16 protein-coding genes and 2 pseudogenes are annotated in these 21,614 nt (G+C 56.0%); 6 read left to right on the forward strand and 12 right to left on the reverse strand.

Features of this window, described 5'->3' with window-relative positions:
* Positions 1 to 203: 203 nt before the first annotated feature.
* Both QN062_RS05705 and QN062_RS05710 read left to right on the forward strand, forming a co-directional pair.
* Positions 204 to 1,595 carry an NAD-dependent succinate-semialdehyde dehydrogenase gene (locus QN062_RS05705; protein ID WP_369340885.1) on the forward strand — a complete coding sequence of 464 codons (1,392 nt, stop codon included), beginning with the start codon at positions 204 to 206 and terminating at the stop codon, positions 1,593 to 1,595.
* Positions 1,596 to 1,991, forward strand: coding sequence for a hypothetical protein (locus QN062_RS05710; RefSeq protein ID WP_369340886.1), 396 nt, complete (start codon positions 1,596 to 1,598; stop codon positions 1,989 to 1,991).
* A gap of 528 nt (positions 1,992 to 2,519) precedes the next feature.
* Here QN062_RS05710 and QN062_RS05715 read toward each other — a convergent pair.
* The 7 genes and pseudogenes from QN062_RS05715 to QN062_RS05745 all read right to left on the reverse strand — a co-directional run bounded on the left by QN062_RS05715 (position 2,520) and on the right by QN062_RS05745 (position 10,977).
* Positions 2,520 to 3,200, reverse strand: a complete 681-nt coding sequence (locus QN062_RS05715; protein ID WP_369340887.1) for an HAD family hydrolase — start codon at positions 3,198 to 3,200, stop codon at positions 2,520 to 2,522.
* Positions 3,201 to 3,623: 423 nt separating this feature from the next.
* Positions 3,624 to 4,899, reverse strand: a pseudogene (locus QN062_RS05720) (DEAD/DEAH box helicase); the annotation flags it as partial.
* A gap of 457 nt (positions 4,900 to 5,356) precedes the next feature.
* Positions 5,357 to 5,920 carry a heat shock protein transcriptional repressor HspR gene (locus QN062_RS05725; protein WP_394854694.1) on the reverse strand — a complete coding sequence of 188 codons (564 nt, stop codon included), beginning with the start codon at positions 5,918 to 5,920 and terminating at the stop codon, positions 5,357 to 5,359.
* Between the two features lie 76 nt (positions 5,921 to 5,996).
* Complete coding sequence (locus QN062_RS05730) at positions 5,997 to 7,037, reverse strand: DnaJ C-terminal domain-containing protein (RefSeq protein ID WP_369340888.1); 1,041 nt, start codon at positions 7,035 to 7,037, stop codon at positions 5,997 to 5,999.
* 63 nt (positions 7,038 to 7,100) lie between these two features.
* On the reverse strand, positions 7,101 to 7,889 hold the full coding sequence (gene grpE / locus QN062_RS05735; RefSeq protein WP_369340889.1) for a nucleotide exchange factor GrpE: 789 nt from the start codon (positions 7,887 to 7,889) through the stop codon (positions 7,101 to 7,103).
* Positions 7,889 to 9,781, reverse strand: a complete 1,893-nt coding sequence (gene dnaK / locus QN062_RS05740) for a molecular chaperone DnaK (protein WP_369340890.1) — start codon at positions 9,779 to 9,781, stop codon at positions 7,889 to 7,891. Before dnaK ends, grpE begins: the two co-directional genes overlap by 1 nt.
* Before the next feature lie 497 nt (positions 9,782 to 10,278).
* A complete protein-coding gene (locus QN062_RS05745) occupies positions 10,279 to 10,977 on the reverse strand; it encodes a histidine phosphatase family protein (RefSeq protein ID WP_369340891.1) in 699 nt (232 codons plus the stop codon).
* Between the two features lie 44 nt (positions 10,978 to 11,021).
* Between QN062_RS05745 and QN062_RS05750 the strand changes: the two genes are divergently transcribed.
* Positions 11,022 to 11,393: a DUF4235 domain-containing protein gene (locus tag QN062_RS05750; protein ID WP_369340892.1), complete on the forward strand. Its 372-nt coding sequence runs from the start codon at positions 11,022 to 11,024 to the stop codon at positions 11,391 to 11,393.
* Between the two features lie 253 nt (positions 11,394 to 11,646).
* On the opposite strand, the pseudogene QN062_RS05755 reads toward QN062_RS05750, so the two are convergent.
* Positions 11,647 to 11,922 (reverse strand): annotated as a pseudogene (locus QN062_RS05755) (carbohydrate ABC transporter permease); the annotation flags it as partial.
* Between the two features lie 225 nt (positions 11,923 to 12,147).
* Here QN062_RS05755 and QN062_RS05760 point away from each other — a divergent pair.
* The 3 genes from QN062_RS05760 (at position 12,148) to QN062_RS05770 (ending at position 16,716) form a co-directional block, all read left to right on the forward strand.
* Positions 12,148 to 13,905, forward strand: a complete 1,758-nt coding sequence (locus QN062_RS05760; RefSeq protein ID WP_369340893.1) for a glycoside hydrolase family 13 protein — start codon at positions 12,148 to 12,150, stop codon at positions 13,903 to 13,905.
* 214 nt (positions 13,906 to 14,119) lie between these two features.
* Positions 14,120 to 15,133: a LacI family DNA-binding transcriptional regulator gene (locus QN062_RS05765; RefSeq protein WP_369340894.1), complete on the forward strand. Its 1,014-nt coding sequence runs from the start codon at positions 14,120 to 14,122 to the stop codon at positions 15,131 to 15,133.
* Complete coding sequence (locus QN062_RS05770) at positions 15,133 to 16,716, forward strand: alpha-amylase family glycosyl hydrolase (protein WP_369340895.1); 1,584 nt, start codon at positions 15,133 to 15,135, stop codon at positions 16,714 to 16,716. Before QN062_RS05765 ends, QN062_RS05770 begins: the two co-directional genes overlap by 1 nt.
* A gap of 37 nt (positions 16,717 to 16,753) precedes the next feature.
* Here the strand turns inward: QN062_RS05770 and QN062_RS05775 are convergent, their stop codons facing one another.
* From QN062_RS05775 to QN062_RS05790, 4 genes are all read right to left on the reverse strand, one after another.
* The gene (locus tag QN062_RS05775) at positions 16,754 to 17,605 is read right to left on the reverse strand and encodes a hypothetical protein (protein ID WP_369340896.1); all 852 of its coding nucleotides are present in this window, start codon (positions 17,603 to 17,605) and stop codon (positions 16,754 to 16,756) included.
* Positions 17,605 to 18,495 (reverse strand): sugar ABC transporter permease, encoded by an 891-nt coding sequence (locus tag QN062_RS05780; protein ID WP_369342555.1) that lies wholly within the window; start codon positions 18,493 to 18,495, stop codon positions 17,605 to 17,607. The genes QN062_RS05775 and QN062_RS05780 overlap by 1 nt, the downstream gene beginning before the upstream one ends.
* A 101-nt stretch (positions 18,496 to 18,596) precedes the next feature.
* Positions 18,597 to 20,012, reverse strand: a complete 1,416-nt coding sequence (locus QN062_RS05785; protein ID WP_369340897.1) for a carbohydrate ABC transporter permease — start codon at positions 20,010 to 20,012, stop codon at positions 18,597 to 18,599.
* Positions 20,013 to 20,160: 148 nt separating this feature from the next.
* Positions 20,161 to 21,408: an extracellular solute-binding protein gene (locus QN062_RS05790; RefSeq protein ID WP_369340898.1), complete on the reverse strand. Its 1,248-nt coding sequence runs from the start codon at positions 21,406 to 21,408 to the stop codon at positions 20,161 to 20,163.
* Positions 21,409 to 21,614 lie beyond the last annotated feature (206 nt).

Raw genomic sequence — 21,614 nt, forward strand, 5'->3', positions numbered from 1 at the left:
CTATTGCATTACACTTCATCCTGATTCTGGTCAAATGGGTGCATAATGAGTTCAGGCAAGGGGGCCAGTGATGCATCTTTTTCCATTATTCAGTTCCCCGCCGCAGACGATTCACATGCTGCGTCGGGCTTGTCAAGACCGCGCACAACACATGAAGAATCTGACCTTTACACGCGACACAATCGCCCAAGGAAGAGTGGCTCATGGCATATAAATCAATTAATCCGTATACCGGTGAACTTATTGAATCGTTCGAGACGGCTACTGACGATGAAGTCAGAAATGCCATCACCAAGGCAGATGAAGCATTCCAATCATGGAAGGAGACATCATTCGCGAAACGCGCTGAGATTCTCGCGAACATTGCCAGAATTCTCAGAGAGAACCATACCGAATACGCACGCATTCTCACCACAGACATGGGTAAGCTTCTTGGCGAGGCTGAGGCGGAAGTCGAGCTCACCGCGAAGATGCTCGACTATTACGTCGAACATGGCGAAGAGGAACTGCAGCCTCGCACGATTCATGTGGAGGGATTCCCCGATGGCAAGGTCAAGCTTGACTACGAACCACTTGGCGTGCTCTACATGGTCGAACCTTGGAACTTCCCCTATTATCAGATCGTTCGCGTTGCCGCGCCGCAACTCATTGCAGGAAACACCCTGCTGCTCAAGCACGCTTCGAACGTTCCCCGTTCAGCCGTGGCCTTCGAGAAACTGTTCAAGGAGGCGGGACTGCCAGACGGCGTCTTCACCAATCTGTTCGCATCTCATGACCAGAACGAACTGATTCTTGCAGATTCACGCGTCAAGGGCGTTGCGCTCACTGGCAGCGAAGGCGCTGGCGCTGCAGTCGCATCGACGGCAGGCAAATATCTGAAGAAGAGCACGCTCGAGCTTGGCGGCTCGGATCCATTCATCATTCTCGAAGACGCCGATCTGGACAAGGCAGTCAACTGGGCAGTCGTGGGTCGTCACTGGAACGGTGGCCAGGTCTGCGTCTCCTCGAAGCGCATCATCGTGGTCGAATCACTATACGATGAATTCCTTGAGAAATACCGGGCAGGCGTCGCCAAGCTCAAGATGGGCGATCCGCTTGATCCAGACACGACGCTCGCACCGCTTTCGACGCAATCCGCCGTTGATATTCTTGACAGGCAGGTCAAGGAGGCCGTCAGGAATGGCGCCCATGCAGAGAAGGTCGGAGATCCGGTTCCACAGACAGGAGCCTTCTATCAGCCAACGATCCTGACCGACATCACACCTGACAACCCAGCCTATACAACGGAGATGTTCGGACCGGTGAGCTCGATCTATCGGGTCAAGGATGAGGCCGAGGCGATCAAGGTTGCCAACGGCACACCATTCGGACTCGGCGGTTCAGTATTCACCAAGGATTCCGCTCGCGCCTGGGACGTCTCGCGCAAGATCACGACCGGCATGATGTTCATCAACCATCCAACCGGCGTGAAGGCCGACATTCCATTCGGTGGCGTGAATCGCTCCGGATACGGCCATGAACTGATCGATCTCGGCATTCACGAATTCGTGAACATCAAGGTCATTGCCGAACCGAACATAGATGATGCCTTCTGAGTGCAGACAGGCTCGAAAAGGTGCGGTGTTTCTCAGCTAACCGCTGATAACACTCCAATAACAACCAAATCCGACACTTTTGAAGGCTCAGCCTGTATATTCAAAAGTGAATTATTCAACAAGCGAAGGGGGTTTGCAATGGGATTAATGGATGATGCCAAGAAAGCTGCCAAAGACGCCGGTGATAAGGTTTCCGAAGCTGCAGCAGACTTGAAGGATGCAGTCAGCGAAAAATTTGCAGATGCAAAGAAGACTGGTTCTGAGAAGGCCGATGAAGTGAAGGACATCGCTTCGGATAAAGGCGATGAATTGAAGGCCAATGCCAAGGTCGCTCAGGCCGAGGCGGAAAAGAAGGGCGTCGAGTTCAAGAACGACGCAAAGGATGCAGCCCGCTGAAGCATCACGCGTAGCCGGAAGGCGATCGGCGCCACATCGGTGAATGATCGATGAAAAGCTGCTCGACGCCATCCGACGAGTGATATGAGAGTTCCCCCACCCATCTCCACAGATGGGTGGGGGAACTCTTATATGCATTGCGTTGCGCCGCCGCACAGACTCCTGCGTGTTCTCTCGGAATCTCGCCATCGCAGAGTTACCATTGAATATGCCTACACGAAGCCGAGGTGATCACGATGAAGTGTCAGCCTTTTTACACCAGAACTGGTGGCCGATGCCGTTTCTATCATGACGATGACGATTGCCCGTTTGGGAGGGCGATACCATCTGAAACCAGGTGCGAGGGGAAGGGCGACCGTCCGCACTGCTGGCTTTGCGCAGACCTTATGCGAGATCAGCAATGCGTCTCGCGTCCCGATCCGAACATTGTCGAAAGCTTTTCCTGATTCCGCAGGAATCAATTGGGGGAATCCACCACAGCAGCCAGCCCGCAGTGGCGGCACTGCGCGTCGTCATCCACCCAGCCTGTCATCGGATTCGAGAGCCACGCATCGTGATGAGCTCGGACATCATTGCCACACTGATCTGGGAATATGTTTCAATCGATGCGAACTGTGGTCCATCGGAATTGGAATTTCTTGAGTACCCTGTAATCGCAATCGTCGTAGCGCCCGACGCGGCCGCCGATTGCAAGCCCGGTTTCGAATCTTCAATGGCGATGCACTCGCGAATCTCAGACAGTGCGACCTCAGCCACCTTGCACGCCTGAAGGTAGGGAGCGGGATCTGGTTTCTTGGGCAGATCGTCATCTCCACAGACAAAGCCAGCAAACGCCTTTTCAGGAGCCTGACGAACTGCCGCTTCGGCCATGCGACGTGGGGAAGCCGTCACCAGAATCGATGGTATGTTTTGTTGCGCCAAGGCAACGAGAAGCTCGAGCGTACCTGGAATCCAAGGCATGCGCTCCTCTTCAAGCTCAGCGACCCGTTCGACCATCATCGTGGCGATCGTAGGCGCAGGAAGCCGTGTCCCGTGGTCTATCAACGCCTGGGCGCACACCAAGACAGGAAAGCCTGAATGCTGCCAGCCAAGTTCCTCCGTCCACTCACCACCATGCGCATGCGCTATTTCGATTTCAGCCTGATGCCAATATGGCTCGGAGTCGATAAGGGTTCCATCCATATCCCAGAAGACGGCCTTGGGCTTCATCAATCGTGCCTTTCTCGATCGTATGCACCGCGATGGTCGCGGTCTTGGCCTGTCAGGCTCTGGACTTGAGTCCAGACCCGCTCAGACCAAAGGCCGTGACCTGCGGCATCATGCATCTTCGTTCCATTCAATCATCACATCTTGGCAGGAAACGACGATGCCTGAGTAATCAGCGGCCAGAAATCCTGAAGGGTGCGCGGTTTTTCTTGGCGTGTCTGCGTGGTGCAGAGCCTCGAGAGTCATTCCCCCGCATCGAGCTGCGCTCGGAATTGTGCTGATGCTCGGAACGACGGCTACGGGAATTCTCGCCCCGTGAACCTGGCCTTGATGAAGATCCGTTCTGCCCGCCATGCCGACGTCCAGAACGCTCGCCCCGGCCGCCATGGCGATGGCTGCCCGATCCGTGAACAGGCTCGAGTGGCTCCAATGTCCAACCATCGATGCGTTCGGCATGCTGCCCTACAAGCGATTCGACAGCCGGCGAGTCACTGGTGACAGAGATTGGCTTGCTCGTGATGTTGGCAATGCGAAGCATGCGACGCACGTCTCTGCGCTGCTCCGGAAGCACAAGCGTGACGACATCGCCCTCATGACCGGCACGAGCGGTTCTGCCCGACCGATGCAGGAAGGACTTCGCATCTGCCGGCGGGTCGACCTGGACGACCAGTTCGACACCGCTCACATCGACGCCACGGGCAGCCACATCGGTTGCCACCAGTACCTTGACCGAACCGTTGCTGAATGCGTTGAGATTCCTGTCTCGTTGATTCTGTGACAGGTTCCCATGAAGCTCTGCGGCTGGAATGCCGCTGTTGGTGAGGTTCTTGGCCAGTTTCTTTGCCTGATACTTCGTTCTGGTGAAGAGGATTCGCTTTCCCTTGCCGGAAGCCAGCGTGCGGACCAGCTCATGCTTGGTCGCCTGCGTGGTCTCGAAGATATGGTGCGTCATGGTTGACACATGTGCCGTCGCATCGTCGATCTCGTGCACCTTCGGATTGTGCAGGAACCTATGCACAAGCTCATCGATGCCGTGGTCAAGCGTTGCAGAGAACAGCATGTGCTGAGCCTCAACGGGTATCTGCTCAAGAAGCCGTTCGACGGCAGGCAGGAAGCCCATGTCTGCCATCTCATCAGCCTCGTCAAGAATGGTGACCTCAACCGCGTCGAGAGAAAGCAGGCGCTGTCTCAGCAGATCCTCGAGCCGTCCCGGGCATGCGACGACGATATCGGCACCGGCGCGCAACGCGTCAACCTGACGCTGCTGACGAACGCCGCCATAGACGGTTGTGGTCTGCAAGCGGCACAGAGCCGCCAAAGGCTCCACGACCTCATTGATCTGGTTCGCAAGCTCACGCGTTGGTGCAAGAATCAATCCGCGCGGCTCAGGCAGCGGCATGTTCCTCTGGTTTCTGCCGGAGCGGCGGCTGCCGCCGCGATTCCTTCCGTTGCGTCCCTCGTCCTCGAATTGGCCGCCACGCTTGCGCATCGCGCGCTCATAGCGTCCAAGCGTCTCATCGTCCTCTGCGCCTCCCTGCATGCCAAGTCGGACGATCAGCGGAATCGCGAATGCCAGGGTCTTGCCGGAGCCGGTCTTGCCGCGGCCAAGGATGTCTCTGCCAGCCAGGGAATCAGGAAGCGTGTCCTTCTGGATGGGGAAAGCCGTCGCCTTGCCCTCAGAGGCGAGTGCGCGGCATATCATCTCGGGCACGCCGAGCTCAGAGAATGGAACGTTCGCCTCATCGCCATGCTGCGAATCGTCTTCATAGGACTTGAAATCCTGCTTTGAATGTGTTTGTACTGTTCTATGTTGTGAAACCGAAGTAGACACCGGTTACCTTTCGTATTTAGGCATGAAAATATATATGCAGCAGACATGCCGAAGCCTTGCCGCGTAGTCGCAAGCAAGGCAGAAAATTCGTGAATTGGATCCCGAGAATCAAAGCGTTCCAGCGACGGGGACTGAATGCAGTCCCAAACGAGTATCGACTATACAGCAACGTCCCTATTTCGTGTCATTCAGCTGAAAAATGAATGTTCAGGCGCATGGTCAGAAGCCAACACGCAGCAATGCGCCGAACCGACGCCACGCGGAAGTCAGCGGAGATCGAAACCGATGGAATGTCTGCACCGAACAGGCGGCAGGATGGATGGAGCCGTCAGAGATCCTGATCCGAGCCCCAGATGATCAGCGAACGTGACGAGTCGAGATCTTCGACATCTTCGAATGCTACGAGCTCCTCATGCTTGCGGTGCATTTCGTGACGCCACAGCCTTGCGCGCTCGGAACGCTGCACCTCGATGACCTCGCCATTGCGACCGGCGGCGAACACGCTCGATCCGCTTGGGACTCGCATTCGGCTGATTTCACGCCGAAGCTGTCGGTTTTCCTCTTGCAGGGCCAGAATCCTGGTGACACCGGCAAGGTTGATCGACTCATCCTGACTCAGGTGCTGAGCCTGACACAGCCGGTCGATGTCACGCAGCGAGTAGCGACGGGCACCGCCTTGCGTACGCCTGGGCACGACAAGGCCCAGACGGTCATACTGCCGCAGTGTCTGAGGGTGGATGTTGGCCAGGGTTGCGACTTTGCCGACGGTGAATACTGGAAGATCGCTGTCGAAGCCGGAATCGTCGACATTGTCAAGATCGAGTCTGCCTTCGACCAGCGAGCGAGCGCAGATGATGTACATCTGTCGCATGTCTCTCGTTACCTTCTGCACACTCGCTCACCTTCCTTACCCAGTCCAGGCCGCACATCAGAATCGATGCCGGCAAAGTCTCAGCGCTGCACGATTCCTAGCGCCTCAGCCGTTCCTCGGCAATGCCCTTCGAGAAGTTTTCGCTAGCCTTCTCAAATTCCTTCAATGCCTTCCGTTCAGCTATGCTCAGGCGTCCGGGCATGCGGATTTCGATCCTTGCGACCAAATCACCATTCCCACGCCTTGACTGCACACCCTTGCCCTTGATGCGAACGGTGTCTCCGGCGGAACTTCCCGATGGAATCTTGAAGGTGACCTCCTCGCCCTCGAAGTCAAGGGCTTGTATCTTTCCTCCAAAGGCCGCCTCGGAAACGGTCACCGGCAACGACATGACGATGTCACGGCCATCCATGTCGAAACGGGAATCCTCGCGCACATGCACACTCAGATACAAGTCTCCGCGTGAACCGCCGTTTTCGCCGGCTGCACCTTTGGCAGCCAAGCGAATGCGCTGCCCATCGTGCACTCCGGCTGGAACGTGGGTCTTGAATTTCGAACCACCCACGCTCAGCGATACCGTTGCACCTTTCACCGCCTGACGGAAGGTCAGGGTTATGTCCGACTTGAGGTCCTTGCCCTGAACCGGTGCGGCAGGACGAGCCTGTCCGTAGCCGGAACCGCCGAAACCAGCATTGCCGAAACCGGCACGCCGGTGACCGGAGCCCCCGCCGAATGCAGAGAAGATGTCGGAGAAATCGCCCTGCTGGCCGCCGCCGGAGGTGCTGAAGCGGATGTTTCCTCCATTGCCTGCACCGGCATTGCCGAACATGGTGCCAAACATATCCTGGAATGAATCGCCAGAGAATCCGCCCTGACCGGATCCACCCGAGAACCGTGCGCCTCCCATGCCAAACTGCCGGATCGCATCATATTTCTGACGCTGCTCCTTGCTGTTCAAAACATCGTAGGCTTCCGAAATGTCCTTGAACTTGTCCTCTGCCTCAGCGGTCTTGTTCAAATCAGGATGATACTTTCGGGCGAGCTTGCGATATGCCTTCGTGATCTCTTCGGCACTTGCGTCCTTGGAGACACCAAGGACACTGTAGAAATCCTTGTTCAGCCATTCATTCTCAGCCATGTAATCTCCTTTGTGGACTGTTCGAACGTGAATTCAATGCTGGAAAAAATCGTTCCGCCGCAGTCACTGCTCCTTTGGGGACGCCACCACCACGCGAGCCGCGCGAATCACGCGGTCCCCGATTCGGTAGCCTGCCTCGACAACCGTATCGACGGTTTCCTTTTCAGCATCGGCATCGGGCCTGTGCAGGATCGCCTCGTGCTTGGTGGGATCGAAGTCCTCGCCTTTCTCACCGAACTTCTCGACGCCAAACTTCTTGAATGTGGCATCGATCCTCGATGAGACAGCCTTGAACGAATCGTCGAGCTGTCCATGTTCCTTGATGCGATCAATGTCATCAAGCGCTGGCAGCAATGCCGTAAGCACATCGGTTATTCCGTGCTGGCGGAACAGCGTCTGCTCCTTGAGGGCGCGGTTGCGATAGTTGACGAACTCCGCACGTTCACGCTGCAAGGCTTCCAGATACTGCGCCGCTTCCTTCTTTGCCTTACCCAAAGGCGTCAACTCCCCGTCGTCGGCATCTGACCTGTCTGATGTTCCCGGATGATCTGCGCCATCCGATGCGTCAGACTTGGCAGACTCGGACTTCCCATCTTCCGAACCCATGTCATCCGAGGACTTTGCATTATCGGAACCGGTCGAAGGCGCATTCGGATCCACATTCGTCCCAGCTTCCGGCGATGGACCTTCGGCCGCATCGTCGGCGGCCGCGCTTGGCGCATCGCCCGATGCCGGTGTCTCCACACCTTCACCGGCATGCTTCCCCGATGTACCGGCAGATGCCGGGCCATGCTTCAATGACTCGACATCCTCCATGTTTCGCAAGTAATCGTCCTTGCCAAAATCGGACATCACTCGCCATCCTTCTTCTTGTCATCGTCGTCAACGACCTCGGCATCGACGACGTCGTCATCGGAGGATGGGCTAGATGCGTTGCCTGCGGCCTGACCGGCGTCTGCACCGGCAGCGCCTGCCGCACCAGCGGCCTGCTGCTGGGAGTAGAGCGCCTCGCCAATCTTCTGCGCGGAGGTGGTCAGCTCGGTCTGGGCAGACTTGATCTTCTCGATGTCATCACCCTTCAGGGCTTCCTTCAAGGCATTCACCTTGTCGGTGACTTCCTTGGCGACGTCATCGGAGAGCTTGTCCTTGTTGTCCGAGACGAGCTTCTCCGTCTGGTATGCGAAGGACTCGGCATTGTTGCGGGTCTCAGCGTCCTCGCGACGCTGCTTGTCTTCACCCTCGTGAGCCTCGGCCTCCTTGACCATGCGGTCGATCTCATCCTTTGGCAGGCCTGAACCACCGGTGATCGTCATCGACTGTTCCTTGCCCGTGCCCTTGTCCTTTGCAGAGACGTGCACGATGCCGTTGGCGTCGATGTCGAAGGTGACCTCGACCTGAGGTACGCCGCGAGGTGCAGGAGCGATGCCGGTCAGCTCGAAGGTTCCGAGCGGCTTGTTGTCGCGGGCGAACTCTCGCTCACCCTGATAGACCTGGATCAGCACGCTTGGCTGGTTGTCCTCAGCTGTCGAGAAGACTTCCGAACGCTTGGTCGGAATTGCCGTGTTGCGGTCGATCAGCTTGGTCATGATGCCACCCTTGGTCTCGATGCCGAGGCTCAATGGGGTCACATCGATCAGCAGAACGTCCTTGCGGTCGCCCTTGATGACGCCCGACTGCACTGCCGCGCCAACGGCCACGACCTCATCCGGGTTGACGGACTTGTTGGCTTCCTTGCCGCCGGTGAGTTCCTTGACGAGCTCCTGCACGGCAGGCATACGTGTCGAACCGCCGACGAGCACGACATGGTCGATGTCGTTGACCGAGATGTTCGCATCGGAAAGCACATTGTTGAACGGTGTGCGGCAACGGCCGAGAAGATCCGAGGTCATCTCTTCGAAGTGTGCGCGGGTCAGCGTCTCATCCAGATGCACCGGGGTGCCGTCCTGGGTCATTGCCAGATACTGCATCGAGATGTTGGTCGAAGCCGAGGAGCTGAGCTCCTTCTTCGCCTGCTCGGCTGCTTCCTTCAGACGCTGCAGCGCGATCTTGTCCTTGGCAAGGTCGACGCCATACTTGTTCTTCACTTCGCTGACGAGCCAGTCGATGACCTTCTGATCCCAGTCGTCGCCACCGAGGCGGTTGTCGCCGTTGGTCGCCTGGACCTGAATCGTCGAGAAGCCGTCGTCATCCTTGCCAATCTCCAGCAGGGACACATCGAAGGTGCCGCCACCAAGGTCGAAGACCAGAATGCGCTCGTCCTCCTTGCCCTTTTCAAGGCCATAGGCGAGGGCGGCCGCAGTCGGTTCGTTGATGATGCGCAGCACGTTCAATCCTGCGATCTTTCCGGCGTCCTTGGTCGCCTGACGCTGTGCGTCGTTGAAGTATGCGGGGCAGGTGATGACCGCATCGGTCACCGGGCCGCCGAGATAAGCCTCGGCATCCCTCTTGAGCTTCATCAGGACCTGCGCCGAAATCTCCTGCGGGGTCCACTTCTTGCCATCGATGTCGACGGTCCAGTCAGTGCCCATGTGGCGCTTGACCGAACTGATGGTGCGATCGACGTTGGTCACTGCCTGACGCTTTGCGACCTCGCCGACCAGAATCTCACCGGACTTGCTGAATGCAACCACCGATGGTGTGGTGCGAGCGCCTTCTGCGTTCACGATTACTGTTGGTTCGCCACCTTCGAGCGTTGCGATGCAGGAATTCGTGGTTCCAAGATCGATGCCTACTGCACGTGCCATGTTATGTTTTCCTTCTGTTGTCGTGTGGCGCAGCGTTCTTCGCGCAACGCCTGTTCTATGGTTTCCCGCTCATGTTCTCAACCAGCTGCTGAAGCTCTCACCCAACAGCCTTTCCAAAACTTGAGCCTACATCACTCAAGTTCTGAACGCAAACCATTATTCCCGATTCCTGAAAAAACATCGAAATCATTCGTGCGAGATTGCACAGAAATCATCAGAATCATTGAAACGGCAGCGAACATGAAAGCGCCGCGCCCGGCGATGCAAACGCGGCGGCTTCGACGCCAGGGCAAGGCAGCAACTGAGAAAACCGACAATCAACCCTCCACCGCGCCTGGCAGGTAGAACCATGACGCAACCACCAAGGCGACATATATCACACCGATAAGAGCCATCGCCAAGGCCGCACCGGGGGCAATTGCATGTCAGGAAGACGGCGTCGCGATGCCTCTCCACGAACGCAGACTTTCAGAAGCTGAGACGTGTCCTACGAATCGTCATTGGTTCCAGAACTGGATCACATTATCACCCTTGTATTGGGATAGGGTCGAGAAATGTGCCGTATCCATCCTGAACAGACGCGCAGCGGCAGGGTCAAGCCCCAGCCAGCAGGTCGTAAGGATCCTCAATATATGCGCATGGGCCACCAAGACGACCATCTGTCCGTCCGCCACAAGCGGTTCGATGGCATCGATGACGCCCTGCGCCCTGTTCGCCACCTGTTTCAGGGTCTCACCCTCACCATTGTGAACGGAAACGTGTTCGCCGCCTGGCAGAACGGCATCCCAGTCCCCCAACAGATCGTGGTTGATGCCCTCTGTCCCCTGACGCCACAGATTCCAGTCCTTGCCGTTGGCCTCGCGGATATCCGCCCTTGTTCGTCCCTCTGCAGGGCCGTAGTCCCACTCCATGAGACCATCAAGAAGCTGTGTCGGATGCAGTCCTGCAAACATTGCCGTCTGCCGTGCACGCCTGAGGGGGCTGCTGAAAACATATTCAGGAGTTCGGTCATCGAACTGGGCGCGCAATCTCCTGCCCGCTGCGAGAGACTGCCGTTCTCCTTCCACCGTCAGAGGAATATCGGTTCGGCCCGTGTGCTGACCGGAAAGGCTCCACGCCGTCTGACCATGCCGCAGGAGAACGATGGCTCCTGATCTCGAGGCTTCCTTGCATTCGACATATACGGAATTAACCATGTCTATACTGTACTCTCCAACTTTGCATGTGGAATAATGACACCATGAAGGATTCAGAGAACACGGAACTTTCCGACCTTGCAGACAAGGTCGGCAGTCAGTTGGGAACCATCGACAGTAAGGTCAATGACATGCGCAAACAAGTCGAGAACGACCCGGAAACGGTAGGAGACAAATTACTCAAGGTTGCAATACCGGCGGTGTCAGCATTGATTGCAAGCCAGCTTTTCAAAATATTCTGGAACAAGACCACAGGCAATTCCAAGGACGATGTCGACGACAGCCAGCAGGGCATATTCATGACGATTCTCTTTGCCGGGCTCTCTGCCGCACTTTCCAGTGCGGTAAGCCAATTCTCTGGCATCGGATCGAGCACCTATGTCAAGCATCGCCAGAAGAAGCGCAGCACCCGCTGAAATGGCTTAGCATGCTCCGCTGTCTGAATGCACAGACCGCGTAGCCAACACAGCCTACGCAGACCGCACAGACCGCCCGACTTCGCCGGATTGCCCATGACCTCATCGGGCGGTCCGGCGAAGTCATCATCCCTTGATGGCTTCTGCCATCACGCCCTTGATGATGTATTTCTGACAGATGATTGACAGATGCTGCAGAACACGACAATAGGCACTTTGGCGCGCACCAGGCATCCCACATCACCGCTCCCCCGTCGACGACCTTATAAAGCATCAACATCACCATCCGGAATGGCACGATCATGTTGAGCAGCAATAGAAGCTACAGTGTCTTCGCCGCCATGTCGTCGACGCGTACGATCCACCACGCGCACATCGAGGCACACAGCAGAATCAGCCCCACGGAACCGACGGTCACGAAGACGGTCCAGCCGAAGCTTCCGATCAGGTCGGTTCTTTCGATGCCGCGAGCGCAGTTCTCCAACCCGACGAATGCCTGCCCGACGGGGATTGAGAAATGAGTTCGCGAGCATCCGAAGAATCCCTAGATTATGAAAACGTTGTATGTAGGAAAAATACATATATCACAACATAAATCTAGAGATTATCTGCATATAATGATACCGTTGTCATTCTGGGTTGTCATCGGTTCGATACCGAATTCATCCCGAACGACGAGGTTCACTATGCCGGCAACAGTCCTCGTCTCAGACTATGAAAGGCGCCGGATCCACCCTACGAGGAGAAAGAGACCATGACAGACAACAACCTTAGAGACGACTGGTGGAAGCAGGCTGTGGTGTATCAGGTCTATCCACGCAGCTTCAAGGATTCCGATGGCGATGGACTTGGCGACATTGCGGGCGTGACGGAAAAGATCCCCTATCTGAAGGCTCTCGGCGTGGATGCCATATGGCTTTCGCCCTTCTATCCCTCTGCCCTGGCTGACGGTGGATACGACATCATCGATTACCGCAATGTGGATCCACGGCTCGGAACCATGAAGGATTTCGATGATATGGAAAAGGCAGCCCACAGGTCAGGCATCAAGATAGTCGTGGATATCGTTCCGAACCATACCTCAAACGAGCATGTCTGGTTCAAGCAGGCTCTGGCCGATGGGCGGGGCTCGGCCGCCCGCGAGCGCTACATCTTCAAGGAAGGCTCTGGGCCCAATGGCGAGTTCCCCCCGAACGACTGGGGTTCTCTCTTCGGTGGACCAGCATGGGAGCGAGTCGATGATGGACAATGGTATCTCCATATCTTCGCCAAGGAACAGCCTGACCTCAATTGGAACAACCCCGAAGTGCATGAGGAGTTCAAGAAGACCCTGCGTTTCTGGGCAGATCACGGAGCTGACGGATTCCGCGTCGACGTTGCCCACGGCTTGGCAAAGAAGCTTGATGGCGCATCCATGAAGGACCTGTCACGATGGACCGTGCACGACTCGCTCTGCCATGACGGCACCCATCCACTCTGGGACCGCGCGCAGGTTCACGACATCTATCGCGAATGGCGTCAGGTCTTCAACGAATATACGCCGCACCGCTTTGCAGTAGGCGAGGCATGGGTCGTGCCGGAGCATCAGTATCTCTATGCCTCCCCGGATGAACTCGGCCAGGTCTTCAACTTTGAGTTTGCCAAGGCGAACTGGGACAGTTCGGCGATGCGCACGGCTATCACGGAAGGTCTCAAGGCAGCCGAACGGTCAGGGTCGACTCCGACCTGGGTCATGAGCAATCATGACGTTCCACGCCACGCCTCCCGATATGGCCTGCCACAGGTTCCCAGCCAGGCGCACCATCAGCTCGCCAAGGATTGGCTGCTCAGAGATGGCACCAGCTACTACGAAGACCGCGATCTGGGAACCAAGCGTGCACGGGCTGCCATCATGATGGAAGCCGCACTTCCCGGCTCCGTCTATGTCTATCAAGGTGAAGAACTCGGTCTGTTCGAAGTGGCAAACATCCCATGGGATCGGCTGGAGGACCCGACTCCATTCAAGACCCGCTACAATTTCACCGACAAGGGTCGCGATGGATGCCGTGTGCCGCTGCCTTGGGACAACGCCGACATGCCCCGTGCCGCAACCTGGGATGCTTCATTCGGCGCAGGTGCATCGTTCGGATTCTCACCCAAGACCAAGGCCGATGGCACCGTCTCCGCCGAGGCTCATCTTCCGCAGCCACTGTGGTTCAAGGACTTTGCGGTGAATGCCGAGGATGACGATTCGGGATCCATGCTCAACCTCTATCGCCGCTGTCTTGAGCTACGCGCCCAGATGCTCACACCGACCCAACTCAGTACGATCGATTGGCTCGATCTTGGCAGCCAGGTCATAGCATATGCGCGCAAGGCATCCGACGATAGCGGGTTCCAGCAGATCGTCTCCGTAACGAACTTTGGCAATGAGCCAGTCGAACTTCCGAAGGGCAAGGTGCTTTTGAGCTCGCAGACATTGCCACAGGATGGAACGATTCCGCAGGATGTGACCGTCTGGATCGCTCGCTGAATTCTGAGTTCCGATTTTTGTGCGCTTCACTGAAGTGCACAAAAATCGCATGGACGCGGCACAAGACCCATCTTGCCCTTGCAAGTAGCTACGATAGGTAGATGCCGACCAGACCCGACAGCACGATGGGTAAATCGGCCGACGGGCATGGCAACGTTGCTATGCTGCATGAGGATATTCGGAACCAATTCCGCGAGATAAGAAGGATGCAACGATGAGCGCAACCATTCATGACGTCGCTGACCGGGCTGGCGTATCGATTTCGACGGTCTCACGCGCATTCACCCACCCGGAAATGGTCTCGGCGGCGACTCGGGAAACGGTTGTCCGCGTCGCAGACCAATTGAATTTCTCCATCTCTCGCTCAGCCGCGGCACTCAAGTCGGGCATGTCCCTTCGCATCGCCCTGCTGCTGAGCGACCATAGCAGCACATGGTTCAATGCAACGGTGAACGAGGGGTTGAACGACATATTCCACCCGGCAGGATACGACCTTTCGATTTTCCAGATAGACAGCCGACAGGATCGCAAGATATTCTTCGACACCCTCCCGACTCGCAGCAATGCAGATGCAGTCATCGTGAACTCCTTCGACGTCGACGAAAACGAAGTCGCACGACTCAATTCCTTGCATGTTCCCCTGATTGGCATCAATTCCGCCAGCATGAACGCATTCTCGGCTTCGGTGTCGATCGACGACCGCCAAGGCGAGACCATAGCGGTCAGGCATCTGATCTCTCTGGGGCATCGCCAGCTCACCTATGTGCAGACACAGACCGCGAACTCCCTGCTGTTCAGCGTCCAACAACGCATGGAAACCTTCATGGAGCTATGCAAGAAGCAGTCGCTACCAGCTCCACGAATCATCATGGCCTCGCAGTCCCGCAATCAGGTCGCTGACGTCGTCTCGCAGATTCTCGCGATGGATGCCCTGCCAACCGCAATCGTCTGCCAGGAAGACAGCATTGCCATTCCACTCATCTTCCAGCTCAAAAGAAGCGGCATCAGCATTCCCGAGGATGTCTCAGTCATCGGATTCGACGACAGCACCTTCGCGGATGACATCGGCCTTACCACCATCCGACAGGATCCCCTGAACATGGCAAAACTTGCGGCACAGATGACATTGAAGCTGCTCAACGACGAGGAAATCGACAAACCGCAGCGCATATTCACGCCGCAACTGATACTCCGCTCCAGCACCGGAGCGGCAAGAAGGGACGCCTGATGCTGCCTTGGCTGCGCGATGCCATATTCTACGAGATCTACCCACAGAGCTTCTATGACTCGAACGATGACGGCATTGGCGACATCAACGGAATCACCGAGAAACTGGGCTACATTCGGGACTTGGGATGCAACGCCCTCTGGATCAACCCTTGCTTTGACTCGCCTTTCAAGGACGCCGGCTATGACGTTCGCGACTACGCACAGGTAGCATCTCGATATGGGAGCAATGCAGATTTGGAGCGACTCTTCAGGCAGGCACACACGATGGGCATGCATGTGCTGCTTGACCTGGTTCCTGGCCATACCAGCGAAGAGCATGCCTGGTTCGTGCAGAGCAAGCGAGCTGAGCCAAACGAGCTTTCAGACCGATACATATGGACGAACTCCACTTTTGCCAATGCTGATGGAATGCCCTTCATCGGAGGAGAAAGCCCGCGCGATGGCACGTACATCCTGAACTTCTTCAAGAGCCAGCCTGCCTTGAACTACGGTTTCGGCACGCGCAATCAGGTCTGGCAGCAATCCCCGGACTCCTCAGCCGCGAATGCCACAAAGCACGCGATGATTGATATCATGCGCTTCTGGCTTTCGCGTGGCTGCGATGGATTCCGCGTCGACATGGCGGACTCGCTGGTAAAGAAGGACGACGAGGAGAAAACCGAAACGATACGGGTCTGGCAGCAGATGCTTCGCCCAATCCGGGCAGAGTTTCCCGAGGCCGCATTCGTCTCTGAGTGGGGGCGCCCATGGCAGGCTTTCAAGGCTGGATTCGACATGGACTTCTATCTTGATTGGCGCTGGGATGGCAAACCCAACGGATACAGTCTCCTTGCCCGCAACACCGACCATCCCGAGACGAGATCCGGCGACATGAGCTATTTCGCAAGCGATAGCCCAACAACCATCGATGCCTTTCTCGCCGACTATCTGCCGCAATATTATCGAGTCGATGGGCACGGAGCCTTCTGCTTCATCACCGGCAACCACGATTCGCCAAGGCTCGCTCCACGACTCAGCATAAGCGAGATTGCCGTCGCATATGCGATGTTTCTCACCATGCCAGGCATTCCATTCATCTACTATGGCGATGAAATCGGAATGCGGTACCAGTCCTTGCCCAGTGTCGAGGGAGGATATCGAAGAACAGGCTCAAGAACTCCCATGCAATGGAATAACGGCAGAAATTGCGGCTTCTCCGATGCAGATCCGGACAGGCTCTATCTTCCGGTGGATCATTCGTCCGGGGCTCCTACCGTCGAGCAGCAGCAAGGCGATTCGCAATCCTTGCTGAATTCGGTCAAAGAACTCACGACGCTTCGCCACCGGTCCGTCGCCCTGCGTCCAGATGCACCATTTGCCGTCATCGCGGCTCCGCTTGGCAGCAAGACATTCGTCTATCGTCGTGGCGAGGGAGAGCACTCGCTCATCATCGCGCTGAATGCCGGAAACACCCTGCAGCGTTTGAGCCATGACGCTCTCGGGCTGCTCACCTCACCCACCTGCGTCGTGTCTCGGAACGCGCGATTGACCGATTCCAGCCTGGAGCTTGGGCCTTCGAGCTATGCGATCATGGCCCGATAGCATAATGCTGACGAACTTCGATTGGACAATACGATGTTCAGCGCCCCATTCTTACTATGGAACAGATAGCGAGAATCAATATATAGACCACCACAAGGGCCATATACTGACGATTCTGCGATGACAAGGTTCCTTGCTCATCTCTGCGAAAATGCACTGCGAGCAGGCCGAACGATGGGATCATGAAACCGACGAGCCCAGCAAGGGTCGCGGACAGCATCATCGTGTTCTCATGACGGGAAACGTATCGGAATACCAGACCGTACAGCAGGAACAGCACACCGCCCTGCATGATTCCCAGCCGAACTCCCACGTTCACCAGCCACATCCATGCAAAGCCGGCAATGACGACGATGCCTCGAAGAAGCGCCATACGCATGCCAGTGCTCCGCTTGCAGTCCTCCGCATCGGAGAGCCGACGGCGAGCAGGTGAAAGTGCGTCGAGAATCAGCAGAACGATCATTGTGATCAGCACTGCAAATGCCGGATTCTGCGAGCTGAAGTCCCAAGCCTTGCCTGAATTCGCAACATCGTATGGCACCTCGCTCACCACGGCCGCAACCGCAATCGTAAGCAAGCCGTGCCATCTGCCTCGATTCGCGTCAGGCCCTTCGAACGAGCTCATCCATGCGACAAGCATCCACGCGATGATCGGAGTCGCACACCAAGACAGCGCCTCAAGAACAAGCGCGACCGTCAGCGAACGCACTGGTGCGTGCATCAGATTCCCCAGGCTTGGCACGATCATCGAAGAGCTCAGCATGCCGCAGGCAATCAGCATCAGACTGAGGGTACCCAGCCGCAGCGAATCAAGACCCTTGAAATGTCGCCTCTTCACGCGTCGTGACTCCTGATCCGCCGCATCTGAATACCGATCCATCACACTCATCAGCCCTTGACCGAGCCAGACATCGACTCCTGATAGAAACGCTGCATCACTATGAACAGCAACGCAATCGGGATTGAGACGCACACAGCCCCCGCTGCGAACCGTGCATACCAATCTTGAATGTATTCCTTCTGCAGCATCATCCACAGACCTAGCGACACCGTGTAATTCTCCTGCGTTCGGGCTATCGCCTTCGCGAGCACGAAGTCAAGCCACGGAGTCAGGAACCCCACGATTGCCTGGTAGACGATCATCGGACGCGAAACTGGAATCACGATCTTCGTGAAGACCTGCCATCGTGAGCATCCATCGATGTAGGCCGCCTCGTCAAGAGACATCGGGATCGTATCCATATATCCCTTCATCACATAGAAGGTGGCCCCGCTACCGGCCGAATACACGATGATAAGCGCTAGGTTAGTCATGCCGCCGCCGGTCAGCCCCAGCGCCTTCAAGATGAAATAGATCGCCACGACGGCCATGATTCCGGGGAACATGCCAAGAATCAATGCGATATTCATGAATGGCTTGCGGAATCTGAACCGCAGCCGACTCATGCAGAATGCGACGCTGAGCACGAAGAAAGTGCTGATGATGCAGGTGAAGATCGCGATTATCAGGGTATTCATGAACATCCGCGGAAAGTTCAAGACATCCGTCTGGGTGAACAGCTCCTTGTAATTGCTCAATGTGTATCTTGTCGGGAAGAAGGTCGACGAATAGGGCGCTGTGTTCTGGTTGAAGCTTTCGGCGAGCACCCAGATTATCGGCGCGAGCCAGATCACCGCCATGATTGTCAGGAACACGTGCGTTGCGGTGTCTCCCACTATCCGCTGCGTGCGCGTGGATCTGAACAGTTCGGAATTCCTGCCACGCGAACGCTCCGCCACCTTTCTGCCAGAGCCCGCCCCTGAACCGTCTGGAGTATTCAGGGAAACGCCCTCAGACGGCCTTGTGGCGACGCCCTTCGCTGAATGCTGTGATGCCCTGCTCACTGGAATCCCTCCTCGTTCTTGTACGAACCGCTGCTTCTGTAAGCCACAAGAGAGACCACGGCAAGCACGATAAAGGTCAGAATGCCGATGACGGCACCGAGATTATAGTTGCTCTTGTCAACGGTCAGCTTGTAGAGCCACGTGATAAGCAGGTCTGTCTTGCCGGCCGAAGCGCCCACAGGCGTAGGATCACCGTTGGACAGCAGGTAGATGACGTTGAAATTGTTCACGTTCGCCGTGAAGGTGGTTATCAGATATGGCGTCATGACAAAGAACATATATGGCATCGTCACGTTTCTGAAAAGCTGCCATGAATTAGCTCCATCCAGACGTGCAGCCTCGTACAGCTCGCCGGGAATGTTCTGGAGAATGCCAGTGACCTGCATGATCGTGTATGGGATGCCAACCCATAGATTGATTACGATGACGGTGACCCGAGCCCATGTGGCATCAGTGAAGAAGGGCAGTGCGGAATCGATCCACCCCCACTGCTGCAGGAGACGGTTGATGGCGCCCGACGGCTGCAGCATGGTGTTCATCACCAGAAGAGAGACGAATTGGGGAACGGCGATGGACATCGAGAAGCACGCACGCCAGAATCCCTTGAGTCTCGTTCCTTTCCGTTCGATGATCATGGCCATGAACATTCCAAGGAAGTAATTCAGGAATGTTGCGAAGAATGCCCAGACAAGGGTCCAGGCCAAAACCGACATGAACAGCTGAATGTTGACGTCTCCGGCACCGCTGCCAAAGACCTTGGCGAAGTTCTGCAAGCCAACCCATCCGAATCGGGTCACATGGTTGGAATCGTAGCTGGTGAATGCCATCGTGATCATGAAGACAAGCGGGAGCACGGTGAAGACGGCGATGCCCGCAGTCGGCAGGGACATAAGCAGCGTCTGAATGTTCACATTCGTAAGACTGCGCATATCCTGCATGAAGTTCGGGGCCTTGCCATCATTCTCGGCAGCCAGCACCTGCGCCTTGTATGCGCTGCGCACCGCCACCCAAGCGACAACGAGGAATGCCAGACACAGAACAATCGTGGAAATTCCATAGAGCAGTATGACCACTGAGGGCTGGCCAGCTTGGTACACCCAGAATCCGTTTACCTTGGTCTTTGTCTGGCCAGTGCCTTCAAGCCTGATCAGTGCACCGATCTTTGCAGAACCCTGAGCGGCCATGAAATAGATGAAGCCAACTTCTATGGCGAGGAAGATGGCGCCTTTCACAAACTGTCTATGCGCGATGTTGCCCAGTCCGAAAATGACAAGCGACAGCCGTGTGAAGATGTTTCCCCGGCTCATTCCCTTGGAAAACGAATAGGGCGATGGCTGAATGTAGTCTTTCTTTCTTCTGCGTGGCTTGGGCGAAGGCTGCACGATCTCACGCGATTCTATGGTTACTGACATCAACCCTCCCGATGTCCTTCACGAGTGGCGCCCTGCCTTGAATGGGGCACTCATGATTCATGAAATATCTTAGCGAAGCATCATTCACCGGTGCGCGTCAACGATTGCGTCATGGCACGCACCGGCAAACGACCATTGCGAACACTGATCAGTTAGAGCTTGCGTACGCGGCATTCCACGCTTCGGTCTTGGCGACTGCGTTCGCAGCAGTGACGTCTCCGTTCATGATTGCCTTGCCAAAGTTCTCGGCAGGGGTCCAGAAGTTCGACATGGCTGCAACCGTCGGCTGCAGGATCGACGTGTTGTTGATCGTGTCATTCTGAGCGACCGCGACCGGATCGGCTGCGACGGTCTTGTCGGTGAGGAGAGTCTGATCTGCAGGAATGATGCCTCTCATCGTGTAATGGAGCTTCTGCGCCTTGGCGCTGCCCAGATACGCCGCGAATTCAGAGGCCGCCTGCGGATATTTTGTGTTCGGATTGTAAGCGACGGCCTTGGATCCTGCAAATGACTCCATTTGAATCGACTTGCCATTCAGATCGTAGGTTGGCAGTTGAGCGGCAGCGTAGTTATCGCCCAAGGCCTTTTTGACATTTGCCGAATCCCATGAACCGGAGAACAGCACGTCAACCGAACCATTGCCAAGTCCCGCAAGCCCTGAGCCATTGGCATCGGATACGAAATTGGAATTTTTCGACAGACCCACAAGATACTTGGTCACATCACTCGCCTTGGTTCCGGAAAAATCTACTCCTGCCTTGGCATTGGTACCATTCTTGCCATAAAGCGTATTGCCGTTGCCGAGGTAGAAGGCAGGCATGTACCAGGAGTTGGTGATCGGGAACGATACCTTTCCCTTCTGAAGCATGGAATCAAAGGATTTGACGTCGCTCGAAGAGAATTTGCTCTTGTTGTAATACATGAACCATGTATTGCCCGTGTAGGGAACGCCGTAGACCTTACCACCCTGGGTCACGGAAGTGATCATCTGCTTGGTGTTCTGGCTCTTCACCTGAGCGAGGGCTGAATCGCTGAGTTCACCGATGGCATCGGCGGAAACGAGCGTTCCGAGCTGATCGTTCGAGAACATGTACACATCCGCCGCGGCGCTAGGATCCTGCTTGACGGTCGTTCCTGCGTCACCTTCGGAAACCACTGAATTCTTCCATGTGATCTTGTATTCAGGATGTGCCTTCTCGAATGATGCCTCCAAGGTTGGAAGCCACGACGAGGAATTCTGCTGATCCTCCTGCGGCGCCCACACCGTGAGCTTAACCGCCGACGTGCCGGTAGACGTTGAATCACTTGAAGCTGACGAAGACCCACATGCTGCCAATGAACCCACCAGCATTGCTGCGGCAATCCCCAAGCCACTTATTTTTCTGAAATCAGTCATCGTTGACCTCTCCATTGCTTTCGTTATAGGTTACGGGACGAATCTCGCTGCCGTCCCTTGCAAACCCCCATGTCTGCAACCGTTATCAATGGTAACGCATTTTTACCAAGGCACGCAACCACATCAGGTATAAGTTTCTATGTTTGCGCGTCATGCAAACCTTGTCATTTCATAATCTTGCACAGCTTGCAGAACATTCGTCCAGA

It is taken from the genome of Bifidobacterium sp. WK012_4_13, from assembly GCF_041080835.1.
Taxonomy (GTDB): domain Bacteria; phylum Actinomycetota; class Actinomycetes; order Actinomycetales; family Bifidobacteriaceae; genus Bombiscardovia; species Bombiscardovia fermentum.

Coding starts and splice junctions, on each gene's coding strand:
- QN062_RS05705 (WP_369340885.1), top strand. CDS start 204: ATGGCATATAAATCAATTAATCCGTATACCGGTGAACTTATTGAATCG.
- QN062_RS05715 (WP_369340887.1), bottom strand. CDS start 3,200: ATGAAGCCCAAGGCCGTCTTCTGGGATATGGATGGAACCCTTATCGAC.
- QN062_RS05730 (WP_369340888.1), bottom strand. CDS start 7,037: ATGGCTGAGAATGAATGGCTGAACAAGGATTTCTACAGTGTCCTTGGT.
- grpE (WP_369340889.1), bottom strand. CDS start 7,889: ATGTCCGATTTTGGCAAGGACGATTACTTGCGAAACATGGAGGATGTC.
- dnaK (WP_369340890.1), bottom strand. CDS start 9,781: ATGGCACGTGCAGTAGGCATCGATCTTGGAACCACGAATTCCTGCATC.
- QN062_RS05745 (WP_369340891.1), bottom strand. CDS start 10,977: ATGGTTAATTCCGTATATGTCGAATGCAAGGAAGCCTCGAGATCAGGA.
- QN062_RS05750 (WP_369340892.1), top strand. CDS start 11,022: ATGAAGGATTCAGAGAACACGGAACTTTCCGACCTTGCAGACAAGGTC.
- QN062_RS05760 (WP_369340893.1), top strand. CDS start 12,148: ATGACAGACAACAACCTTAGAGACGACTGGTGGAAGCAGGCTGTGGTG.
- QN062_RS05765 (WP_369340894.1), top strand. CDS start 14,120: ATGAGCGCAACCATTCATGACGTCGCTGACCGGGCTGGCGTATCGATT.
- QN062_RS05770 (WP_369340895.1), top strand. CDS start 15,133: ATGCTGCCTTGGCTGCGCGATGCCATATTCTACGAGATCTACCCACAG.
- QN062_RS05775 (WP_369340896.1), bottom strand. CDS start 17,605: ATGAGTGTGATGGATCGGTATTCAGATGCGGCGGATCAGGAGTCACGA.
- QN062_RS05785 (WP_369340897.1), bottom strand. CDS start 20,012: ATGTCAGTAACCATAGAATCGCGTGAGATCGTGCAGCCTTCGCCCAAG.
- QN062_RS05790 (WP_369340898.1), bottom strand. CDS start 21,408: ATGACTGATTTCAGAAAAATAAGTGGCTTGGGGATTGCCGCAGCAATG.